This window comes from Actinomadura rubrobrunea NBRC 15275 (assembly GCF_001552235.1).
Classification (GTDB): Bacteria; Actinomycetota; Actinomycetes; order Streptosporangiales; family Streptosporangiaceae; genus Spirillospora; species Spirillospora viridilutea.
Genome location: NZ_BCQU01000014.1, coordinates 78,887 through 89,045 on the forward strand (window position 1 = coordinate 78,887; position 10,159 = coordinate 89,045).

Consider the following 10,159-nt stretch of genomic DNA (forward strand, 5'->3'; position numbering starts at 1 on the left):
CGTGCGCGGGTCAGGACGCGGCGGAGGCGTCCTTGGCCTGGGCGCGCAGGGCCCGCGCCACCCCGTCGCGGCCCTCCGACAGCAGCCGCACCAGCGCCGCGGGCGGCCGGTGCTCGGCGATGTAGGCCTCGGTGCGGTCGACCGTCGCCTGCTCGATGATCAGGAACGGGTAGGCGACCTCGGCGAACGTCTGCGCCATGTCGCTGCTCCACTCGTCCCAGATCCGGCCGACCTCGGCGAAGTACCGGTCGACGTACGGGCGCAGCAGCTCGGCCTGGTCGGGCTCGACGAAACCGCCCAGCGTGGCGCGGAACACCGCGTTGGGCAGCTTCCCGCCGACGATCCGCTCCCAGGCGGCCGCCTTGGCCTCGGCGGTCGGCATCGCGGCCCGGCAGGCGGCGGCGTGCCGCTCGCCCGCCGCGGTCGGGTCCCGCTCCAGCTCGGCGTCGATCTCCGCCTCGCCCGCCCGGCCGGTGACCACCAGGCGGCGCAGCAGCGCCCAGCGCAGCTCGGTGTCGACCGTCAGGCCCTCCAGCGACCGCGAGCCGTCCAGCAGCCCCTTGACGAACGCCAGGTGGTCCTCGGTCTCGGCCACGGCCGTGAACGCCTGCACGTAGGCGAGCTGGAAGTCCGACCCGGCCTCGGCCTCGCGCGCCAGGTCGTACAGCGCGTCGGCCATCAGCCGCCGCCCCTCCGGGCGCCACGCCGGGTCGGCGTACTGCTGCAGGGCCGTGCGCGCCTGCCGCAGCAGCGTCTGCGCCACCGAGATGTCCGTGACGCCGCGGATGCCGGACAGGACGAGCCGGACGTAGTCCCGGGTGGCCATCTCGGCGTCGCGGGTCATGTCCCAGGCCGCCGACCAGCACAGCGCCCGCGGCAGCCCGTCCTTGATGTCGCCGATGCCCCCCTGCCGGGCGGCCGACCCCGGCCCCGCCGCGGCGCCCATGAGGGTGCGCTGCGAGTGCTCGTCCAGGCGGATCTTGGCGTAGGTGAGGTCGTCGTCGTTGACCAGCACCAGGTCGGGCCGCTTCTCGCCGACCAGCTCCGGCACCTCGGTGCGGTCGCCGACGACGTCCAGCTCCACCCGCTTGCGGCGGACGATCCCCTCGGGCGTGCGGTCGTACAGGCCGATCGCGACGCGGTGGGAGCGCAGGGTCGGGTAGTCGGGCTTGGCCTCCTGCCGGACGGCGAACGCGGTGAAGACGCCGTCGTCGTCCACCTCGTAGTCGGGGCGCAGCGTGTTGACCCCGGCGGTCTCCAGCCACTCCTTCGACCACGCCTTCAGGTCGCGGCCCGAGGTCTCCTCCAGGGCGTCCAGCAGGTCGCCGAGGACGGTGTTGCCCCACGCGTGCCGCTGGAAGTAGCGGCGCACGCCCTCCAGGAAGTTGTCGCGGCCGACGTACGCCACCAGCTGCTTGAGGACGCTGGCGCCCTTGGCGTAGGTGATCCCGTCGAAGTTGACCTCGACCGCGCGGATGTCGGGGATGTCCGCCGAGATCGGGTGGGTGGACGGCAGCTGGTCCTGCCGGTAGGCCCACGCCTTCATCAGGTTGGCGAACGTCGTCCAGGACCCGGTCCACTTGGTCGCCTCGGCCTGGCACAGGACGCTCATGTACGTGGCGAACGACTCGTTCAGCCACAGGTCGTCCCACCAGCGCATGGTGACCAGGTCGCCGAACCACATGTGCGCCATCTCGTGCAGGATGGTCTCGGCGCGCCGCTCATAGGCCGCGTCGGTCACCCGCGACCGGAAGACGTAGTCCTCCAGGAACGTCACGCAGCCCGCGTTCTCCATGGCGCCGGCGTTGAACTCCGGCACGAACAGCTGGTCGTACTTGCCGAACGGGTACCGCCGGTCGAACACCTTCTCGAAGAACGCGAAGCCCTGCCGGGTGACGTCGATGATCGCGTCGGCGTCCAGGTGCTCGGCCAGCGACGCCCGGCAGAACACCCCCAGCGGGATCGCGCTGCCGTCCTCGCGCCGGTACTCGTCCCGCACCACGTGGTACGGCCCCGCCACCAGCGCGGTGATGTAGGTCGAGATCCGCGGCGTCGGCGGGAAGTGCCAGCGCCGGCGGTCCTGGCCGGAGCCGACGGGCTCCGCGGTGACGTCGGGGGCCTCGTTGCCGACGACCTGCCAGCCCTCCGGCGCGATCACCGTCAGCTCGAAGGCGGCCTTCAGGTCCGGCTGGTCGAAGCAGGTGTACATGCGGTGCGCGTCGGCGGTCTCGAACTGCGTGTAGAGGTACACGCTCTGGTCGACCGGGTCGACGAAGCGGTGCAGGCCCTCGCCCGAACGCGAGTAGGCGCAGTCGGCCACCACGCGCAGCTCGTTGCGCTCGGCCAGCGACGGCAGCGGCAGCCGGCCCTTGTCGGCGTCGTACGTCGCCGGGTCCAGGGCCCGCCCGTTGAGCGTCGCCTCCCGCACGACCGCGCCGTGCAGGTCGACGAACGTCGATGCGCCCGGCTCGGCACACCCGAACGAAATGACGGTGGTGGACCCGAACGTCTGCTCCCCCGTGGTGAGGTCCAGCTCGACCCGGTACGAGTCGACGCTGAGCAGCCGGGCCCGTTCCCGCGCCTCGTCGCGCGTGAGGTTGCCTGCCACGTGCACTCCTTGGCTGTCTTTGTCTCCGGTTAGTCCATGTCTACCAACGTCCCGGGTTCCGGGTCCCCGTGGCAGGGTCATCCGTTCCCCCGGGTTCACGGGGATGCGCGTGGGAATGGTCGCGCGGCGCCCTAGGTTGGCCCTTACGGCTCTCAAAAAGGCAGGCAGAGGAGACTGAGGTGTCGGAAAACGCTCGCACACCCGTTGACTTCTGGTTCGATCCGCTGTGCCCCTGGGCGTGGATCACTTCCCGATGGGTGCTGGAGGTGGCGAAGCACCGCCCGATCGAGCCCCGCTGGCATGTGATGAGCCTGGCCGTCCTCAACGAGGACAAGGACATCCCCGACGACTACCGCGCGTTGCTGAAGGACGCCTGGGGTCCGGTGCGCGTGTGCATCGCCGCCGAGCAGAAGCACGGGAACGAAGTGCTCGGCGATCTGTACACCGAGCTGGGGACGCGCCGTCACCATGACAAGCGGAAGTTCGACCGGGAGATGCTGGAGGAGGCCCTCGCGGCGGCCGGATGCGACCCGGCCTTGGCCGCCGCCGCCGAGTCCACCGAGTACGACGAGGCCCTGCGCGCCTCCCACAAGGACGGCATCGACCGCGTCGGCGAGGAGGTCGGCACCCCGGTGATCGAGGTCGAGGGGGTGGCCTTCTTCGGCCCGGTCGTCACCCCCGTCCCCCGCGGCGAGGAGGCCGTCAAGCTCTGGGACGGGGTGGTGAAGGTCGCCGGCGTCGACGGATTCTTCGAGCTCAAGCGCACCCGGACCCGCGACCCGATCTTCGACTGAGCGGGGCCGCGCCGGTCCGGATGCCCGTCCGTCCGGGAACCGATGCGCACGCATCCCCGCACACGCGGGGATGCGTGCGCGGGGACGTGCGAGTGCGACACCCTTACTGTACGTCGCATGCATATCACGATTGGTCACAATAATTGCGAGCGACTTGCAATTGCCATAAGTGTGTCGCCACACTGATGTCGCCAAATCGTTCAAATCGGGCAGGTGGGAACGGTGCACGTACCGGACGGGTTCATCGACGCCCCGGTCTCCGTCGCGGCCGGAGCGGTGGCGGTCGTGGGAGTGGCGGTCTCGCTGCGCGGCGCCCGCCGCGAGCTGGACGACCGCACCGCGCCGCTGGCCGGGCTGACGGCGGCGTTCGTGTTCGCCGCGCAGATGCTCAACTTCCCGGTCGCCGCGGGCACCAGCGGGCACCTGCTCGGCGGGGCGCTGGCGGCGATCCTCGCCGGGCCGTACACGGCCGTGCTCTGCATGGCGGTGGTGCTCGGCCTGCAGGCGCTGTTGTTCGCCGACGGCGGCCTCAGCGCGCTCGGCGTCAACATCACGATCATGGGCCTGGTCACGGTCGCCGTCGGGTACGGGGTCTTCCGGCTGCTGCTGCGCGTCCTGCCCGCCGCCCGTCCGGCGGTGACCGGCGCCGCGTTCGCGGCCGCGCTGGCGTCGGTGCCCGCCTCGGCCGCGGCGTTCACGCTGATCTACGCCCTGGGCGGCACCACCGAGGTGCCGCTGGGCTCGGTCGCGGCCGCCATGATCGGCGTGCACGTGCTCATCGGCGTCGGCGAGGCGCTGATCACCTCGCTGACCGTGTCCAGCGTCCTGGCCGTCCGGCCCGACCTGGTGTACGGGGCGCGCGGGCTGATCAAGCGGCCCGAGCTGCGCACGCGCACCGTGTCCGGGAGCGGCGGGGCGGCCGGCGAACCGTCCGGCGCCGGCGCGTGAGAGGGGGGAACATGAGCACCAAGCGGTTCTTCATCGTGGCCCTGCTGGTGTCGCTGGTGCTGGCCGGCGGCGTCAGCTACTACGCCAGCAGCATGCCCGACGGGCTGGAGAAGGTCGCCGCGGACAAGGGCTTCGACGCCGGGGAGAAGGAGCACGCCCTGGCGGACTCGCCGCTGGGCGACTACGGCGTCAAGGGCGTGGAGAACGACCGGCTGTCGGGCGGGCTGGCCGGAGTGATCGGCGTCGGCGCGGTGCTCCTGGTGTCCGGCGGGCTGTTCTGGGCGGTCCGGCGGCGCGGCGTCCGTATGGACTTGCGTACGGACCCGGACGCCTAGATGGGCGCCGGGCACGCGCACCGCCTCTACCTGCCCGGACGCTCGCCCGTGCACCGGCTGCCGCCGCAGTGCAAGCTCGTGGCGGTGCTGGTGTTCGTGCTGGCCGTGGTGGCCACGCCGCGCGAGCGGATCTGGGCGTTCGCCGCCTACGCGCTGCTGCTGGCGGCGGTCGCCGCGGTGGCGCGGGTGCCGTACCGGCTGGTGCTGCGCCGGACCGCGATCGAGCTGCCGTTCGTGGCGTTCGCCCTGCTCATGCCGTTCGTGGCGACCGGGGAGCGGGTCCACTGGCTCGGGCTCTCGCTGAGCGAGGCCGGGCTGTGGGGGGCCTGGAACATCCTCGCCAAGGGCACCCTCGGCGTGGTCGCGTCGATCCTGCTGGCGGCCACCACCGAGCCCCGCCTGCTGCTGCTCGGAGTGGAACGGCTGCGCATGCCGGCGCTCATCGTGCAGATCGCCGCGTTCATGCTGCGCTACGCCGACGTGGTCGCCGAGGAGATGCGCCGGATGCGGATCGCGCGGGCGTCCCGCGGCTTCGAGGCGCGCGACCTGCGGGACGCGCGCGTGCTGGCCCGGTCGCTGGGCGCGCTGTTCCTGCGGTCCTACGAGCGCGGCGAACGCGTCCACCTGGCCATGGTCAGCCGGGGCTACGAGGGGCGCATGCCGGTGCTGCGGGACGTCGGCGCCACCGCCGCCCATTGGACGGCCGCCGCCGCGCTGCCGGCCGCCGCCTTGATCGCCGCGGTCGCGTGGAGCGTTTCATGAACTCGGAGGGATCCATGACCGCCCCGAACCGGCCGACGACGGCCCCCGCATCTGCCGCGGAGGAGGACGGCGGAGCGCCCCCGTCCCTTGAGGTGCGCGGCCTCGCCTACGCCTACCCCGACGGCACTCAGGCCCTCTACGGCGTGGACGTCACCATCCGGCGCGGCGAGCGGGTGGCGCTGCTCGGCCCCAACGGCGCGGGCAAGACCACGCTCGTCCTGCACCTCAACGGGATCCTGCACGGCGGCGCGGGCACGGTGCGCGTCGCGGGCCTGGAGGTGGATCCCGCGGACAAGCGGACGCTGCGGGAGATCCGCCGCCGGGTCGGCATCGTCTTCCAGGACCCCGACGACCAGCTGTTCATGCCGACCGTCCGCGAGGACGTGGCGTTCGGCCCCGCCGCCATGGGCCTGCGCGGCGCCGAGCTGGACCGGCGCGTCCGGGACGCGCTGGAGCGGGTCGGCATGCTGGAGGCGGCCGACCGCCCCCCGCAGCACCTGTCGTTCGGGCAGCGCCGCCGGGTGGCGGTGGCGACTGTCCTGGCCATGGAGCCGGAGATCCTTGTGCTGGACGAGCCCTCGTCCAACCTGGACCCGGCCAGCCGCCGCGAGCTGGCCGAGATCCTGCGGTCGCTGGACGTGACGGTGCTGATGGTCACGCACGACCTGCCGTACGCGGCCGAGCTGTGCCCCCGCTCGCTGATCCTGTCCGGCGGGGTGATCGCGGCGGACGCGCCGACGCTCGACCTGCTGTCCGACGCCGACCTGCTGGCGGCCCACCGCCTGGAGCTGCCGTTCGGCTTCGATCCCGCGGCCATCCCGCGCTGACCCGCCCTCCGATCCGCCGCCCGCAGCCCCTGACGGCGGCGCGACCGCGGCGCCCGCTGCCATCCAGCAACATCCCCATCCGTCGCCCCTCTCGGGCTGCGCCGGCGGGCCGTGACGGTCTTTCCGCGTGTTTCCGCTTGCACGGACGGCGACGCGTCGTAGACTCGGCGTCATCTGGAAGTGGCAACCGTTTTCATTTCGTATTCGGGGGTAGTCGTGAAGGTAGCCTTCGTCGGCAAGGGCGGCAGCGGCAAGACCACCCTGTCCTCGCTGTTCGCGCGGTTCGTGGCCGAGCGGGGACTGCCGGTGGTGGCGATCGACGCCGACATCAACCAGCACCTCGGCGCGGCGCTGGGCCTCGACGAGGGCCGGGCCGCCAAGCTCCCCGCGCTGGGCGACCACCTGCCGCAGATCAAGGAGTACCTGCGGGGGGACAACCCCCGGATCTCCTCGGCGGCCGCGATGGTCAAGACCACGCCGCCCGGCGCCGGCTCGCGGCTGCTGCGGCTGCGCGGCGACGACCCGGTCCACGCGCTGGCCGAAGACGTCGACGGCGTCGCGCTGCTGGTCACCGGCGCGTTCACCGAGGACGATCTCGGGGTGGCGTGCTACCACTCCAAGACCGGCGCGGTCGAGCTCTACCTCAACCACCTGGTCGACGGGCCGGGCGAGTATGCGGTCGTCGACATGACCGCGGGCGCGGACGCCTTCGCCTCCGGGCTGTTCACCCGGTTCGACCTGACGTTCCTGGTCGCCGAGCCCACCCGCAAGGGCGTGAGCGTCTACCGCCAGTACCGCGACTACGCCCGCGACCACGACGTCGCCATCGCCGTCGTCGGCAACAAGGTGCAGGGCGAGGACGACGTGGCGTACCTGCGCGAGCACGTCGGCGACGACCTGCTGACGTGGATCGGCCAGTCGGCCGCCGTGCGGGCGCTGGAGCAGGGGCGCCACGGCGTGCCGCTGGAGGTCGACAACGAGCGGGCCCTCGCCCGCATGCTCGCCGCCGTGGACGCCTGCCGCAAGGACTGGGACAGGTACCAGCGCCAGGCCGTCGAGTTCCACGTCAAGAACGCGCGCAGCTGGGCCAACCGCGCCGTCGGCGAGGACCTGGAGGCCCAGATCGACCCCGCCTTCCGCCTGCCCGCCGCGCTCTAGCGGACGGCCCCGCAGGGGGCGCCCGCCTCGGCCGGGGGGCGGAGTCCGGCGTGCCGCGCGGGCCTGCGAGAATGCCCCACATGCGCGTGTTTCTCGGATGCGACCACGCCGGCTTCGAGCTGAAGGAGCACCTGGTCGCCTGGCTGTCGGCCAACGGTCACGAACCCGTCGACTGCGGGGCGTTCGTCTACGACGCCCTCGACGACTATCCGCCGTTCGTGCTGAGAGCCGCCGAGCGCACCGCGGCCGAGCCGGGGACGCTGGGCATCGTCATCGGCGGCTCCGGCAACGGCGAGGCGATGGCCGCCAACAAGGTCAAGGGGGTGCGGGCGGCCCTGGTGTGGAACGACGACACCGCCCGGCTCGCCCGCGAGCACAACGACGCCAACGTGATCAGCATCGGCGCCCGCCAGCACGACCTGGACACCGCCACCCGGTTCGTCCGCCTGTTCCTGGAAACGCCGTACTCGCAGGAGGAGCGGCACACCCGGCGGATCCGGATGCTGGGCGACTACGAGCAGACCGGCGAGCTGCCGCCGCTCCCCGAGAAGGACTGAGCCCGCTCACCCCCCGGCGCGGGGGCGGCTCGCCGCCGTGCCGTCCCCTGCCTCGTCGGTGCCTCGTCCCGCCGCCGGCGGCGGGACGGTCACTGGAAGCGCCGCGCGCCGCCGCGTTTGCCCTGGCGGCGGCGTTCGTTCCGGGACGATCGGGAGCGCTTGGAGGCGTCCGCGGGCTCGGCGGCGCCTTTCGGCGCGGATCCCGATCCCGTGGCGGGCGGGTCCTCCTCGTCCGGAACGGCGCGGGAGACGTCCCGCGCCCGCATCGCCGCGTCCAGCGTGATCCGCATGCTGAGCCGGGCCACGTCCACCTCCTGGCGAGTGCGGTGGGCGCCGTCGCACCCATCGGCCGGGGCCCGGCGGCGCCTCCGGCCCGTACCGTCACAGAGCGTCACACGTCGGCGCGCCGGGCTGTCAAGACCGCGTATGGACCGTTATAACAGGTCGTCCCTGGCGCGGATGCCCGTCGGGAACGCCCGATGCCCGATACAGTGCCGGAGATGCTGCAACGTCTGGTCCACCTGCTTCCGCCGGGAGTCCGCGCCTTCCTGCGGCGGATTCCGCTGCTCGTGCGGATCTACGGGTGGCTTCGGCGAGGGAAGGCCATCCGTGAACGCTATGTGTTCACCGGCCTGACCGTCGTGGCGATCGTGCTCGGCATGGCGGCCACCGAGTCGCGGGCCTGGGCGCCGCCCGCCGCGCTGGTGCTCACCGTGGTCGGCGGCGGCCTGCTGCTGAAGGTGCGCACCCTGGTCGCGCTGCTGGTGGTGGTCGTCGCGATGACCGCCTACAACGCCGCGGACGACCCGGCCGAGGTCGGCCCCGGCACGATCGCCACCCTCCTGATCACGGCGGTGCTGGCGCTCACCCTGGCCCGCACCCGCCAGCAGCTCGGCGTGCAGGGGCTGCGCGGCGACTCGATGCTGCTCGAGCTGCGCGACCGGCTGCGCCGCCAGGGCGAGCTGCCGGAGCTGCCCGAGGGCTGGGACGCCCAGGTGGTGATGCTCCAGGCGGGCGGCTCGTCCTTCGGCGGGGACTTCGTGGTCTCGGCGCGCACCGGCGACATCCTGGAGGTGGCGCTGGTGGACGTGTCGGGCAAGGGCACCGACGCGGGCACCCGGGCGCTGATGCTGTCCGGCGCGTTCGGAGGGCTGCTTGGATCGGTCCAGCCGGACCGGTTCCTGCCCGCGTGCAACGACTACCTGCACCGCCAGCGCTGGGACGAAGGGTTCGTCACGGCCGTCCACCTCCAGGTCGACCTGGCCACCGGCGAGTACACCGTCGAGTCGGCCGGGCATCCCCCCGCCGTGCAGTTCGACGCCGGCACCGGCACCTGGCAGGTCAGCTCGGCCAAGGGCGTGGTGCTCGGCGTCGTCCCGGACCTGCGCTGCGAGCCCGAACGGGGGACGCTGCGCCCCGGGGACGCGCTGCTGCTCTACACCGACGGCCTGGTCGAGTCGCCCGGCCGCGACCTGGACGCGGGCATCGACCGGCTCCTGGGCGAGGCCGAGCGGCTGGTCCCGCAGGGCTTCCGCAAGGGGGCCAAGGAACTGGTGCAGACGATGGCCGCCGCGCGGGACGACGACTGCGCCCTCGTCCTCATCTGGCGCACCTGATCTGGCGCACCTGACGGTCCTCTGCCCTGCGCCCGCCTCTGCCCTGCGTCCCCGCCCGACAGGGGCCGGGCCGCGCCGCCGAGCGTGTGATCCGCTGCTCCGCCGCCCTCTGTCAGGGGCGGCGTTCGTCGTGTCCGGCCCGTTTCGCGCCGGGCCCCTTGTGGACCCTGCTCTTGTGCCGCGGCTCGGCGGCCTTGCGCTTCGGCCGGGCCGGGTGGAGCGGCTCGTGCCGACGCGGTGCGCTCGGGTGTCCGGTCGCGGGCGGGTCGGCGGGGGCGGACGCGCCGGCCGTCGGGGTGACGCGGGCGCCCGTGCGGCCCGCGTCGTCGTCCCGGCCGCCCAGTCCCATGATCAGCCCGCCGACCAGCACCGTCGCGAGGGCGGCGCCCACCGCGGCCAGGACGCGGGCGCGGACGGTCGACCGCGCGCCGACATGCCGGATCAGGCCGAACGCCTCGGTGTCGGGCCCTTCGTCGACGGTCGGACGCGGCGTCGGCGCGGCGGCCGTCCCGATCGCCGCGGTCCGGCGCGCCGGCGCCGCCGCCGGGCCGGGC

General features: G+C 73.2%; 11 protein-coding genes. 8 read left to right on the forward strand and 3 right to left on the reverse strand.

The annotated features are described in order from the left end of the window. Nucleotides 1-10 precede the first annotated feature (10 nt). Nucleotides 11-2,608, reverse strand: coding sequence for an aminopeptidase N (pepN, locus tag AR3_RS06570; RefSeq protein ID WP_067910049.1), 2,598 nt, complete (start codon nt 2,606-2,608; stop codon nt 11-13). A gap of 179 nt (nt 2,609-2,787) precedes the next feature. Here pepN and AR3_RS06575 point away from each other — a divergent pair, with 179 nt between their 5' ends. The 7 genes from AR3_RS06575 (at nt 2,788) to AR3_RS06605 (ending at nt 7,989) form a co-directional block, all read left to right on the forward strand. Next, entirely contained in the window at nt 2,788-3,402 is a 615-nt protein-coding gene (locus AR3_RS06575; RefSeq protein WP_067909997.1) for a mycothiol-dependent nitroreductase Rv2466c family protein, read from the forward strand. A 222-nt stretch (nt 3,403-3,624) separates the two neighbouring features. Further along, entirely contained in the window at nt 3,625-4,350 is a 726-nt protein-coding gene (locus tag AR3_RS06580; protein WP_217998474.1) for an energy-coupling factor ABC transporter permease, read from the forward strand. An 11-nt stretch (nt 4,351-4,361) separates the two neighbouring features. Beyond that, a complete protein-coding gene (locus tag AR3_RS31655; RefSeq protein WP_067910000.1) occupies nt 4,362-4,685 on the forward strand; it encodes a PDGLE domain-containing protein in 324 nt (107 codons plus the stop codon). After that, the gene (cbiQ, locus tag AR3_RS06590) at nt 4,686-5,447 is read left to right on the forward strand and encodes a cobalt ECF transporter T component CbiQ (protein WP_067910003.1); all 762 of its coding nucleotides are present in this window, start codon (nt 4,686-4,688) and stop codon (nt 5,445-5,447) included. It abuts the gene before it with no gap. After that, nucleotides 5,444-6,274, forward strand: coding sequence for an energy-coupling factor ABC transporter ATP-binding protein (locus tag AR3_RS06595; protein ID WP_227023211.1), 831 nt, complete (start codon nt 5,444-5,446; stop codon nt 6,272-6,274). Before cbiQ ends, AR3_RS06595 begins: the two co-directional genes overlap by 4 nt. A gap of 216 nt (nt 6,275-6,490) precedes the next feature. After that, the gene (locus tag AR3_RS06600; protein ID WP_067910006.1) at nt 6,491-7,432 is read left to right on the forward strand and encodes an ATP-binding protein; all 942 of its coding nucleotides are present in this window, start codon (nt 6,491-6,493) and stop codon (nt 7,430-7,432) included. 80 nt (nt 7,433-7,512) lie between these two features. Further along, the gene (locus AR3_RS06605; protein ID WP_067910009.1) at nt 7,513-7,989 is read left to right on the forward strand and encodes a ribose-5-phosphate isomerase; all 477 of its coding nucleotides are present in this window, start codon (nt 7,513-7,515) and stop codon (nt 7,987-7,989) included. An 89-nt stretch (nt 7,990-8,078) separates the two neighbouring features. Here the strand turns inward: AR3_RS06605 and AR3_RS06610 are convergent, their stop codons facing one another. Further along, nucleotides 8,079-8,294, reverse strand: a complete 216-nt coding sequence (locus AR3_RS06610) for a hypothetical protein (protein WP_067910011.1) — start codon at nt 8,292-8,294, stop codon at nt 8,079-8,081. Between the two features lie 195 nt (nt 8,295-8,489). Here AR3_RS06610 and AR3_RS06615 point away from each other — a divergent pair, with 195 nt between their 5' ends. Next, on the forward strand, nt 8,490-9,605 hold the full coding sequence (locus tag AR3_RS06615) for a PP2C family protein-serine/threonine phosphatase (RefSeq protein WP_083951010.1): 1,116 nt from the start codon (nt 8,490-8,492) through the stop codon (nt 9,603-9,605). 112 nt (nt 9,606-9,717) lie between these two features. Here AR3_RS06615 and AR3_RS31010 read toward each other — a convergent pair. Beyond that, nucleotides 9,718-10,159: hypothetical protein (locus AR3_RS31010; RefSeq protein ID WP_217998475.1), on the reverse strand; the 442-nt coding region annotated here is incomplete at its 5' end.

What these genes read in the sequence shown, in the direction of transcription:
- cbiQ (WP_067910003.1), top strand. Translation starts at nt 4,686, where the DNA reads ATGGGCGCCGGGCACGCGCACCGCCTCTACCTGCCCGGACGCTCGCCC.
- AR3_RS06605 (WP_067910009.1), top strand. Translation starts at nt 7,513, where the DNA reads ATGCGCGTGTTTCTCGGATGCGACCACGCCGGCTTCGAGCTGAAGGAG.
- AR3_RS06615 (WP_083951010.1), top strand. Translation starts at nt 8,490, where the DNA reads ATGCTGCAACGTCTGGTCCACCTGCTTCCGCCGGGAGTCCGCGCCTTC.
- AR3_RS31655 (WP_067910000.1), top strand. Translation starts at nt 4,362, where the DNA reads ATGAGCACCAAGCGGTTCTTCATCGTGGCCCTGCTGGTGTCGCTGGTG.
- AR3_RS06595 (WP_227023211.1), top strand. Translation starts at nt 5,444, where the DNA reads ATGAACTCGGAGGGATCCATGACCGCCCCGAACCGGCCGACGACGGCC.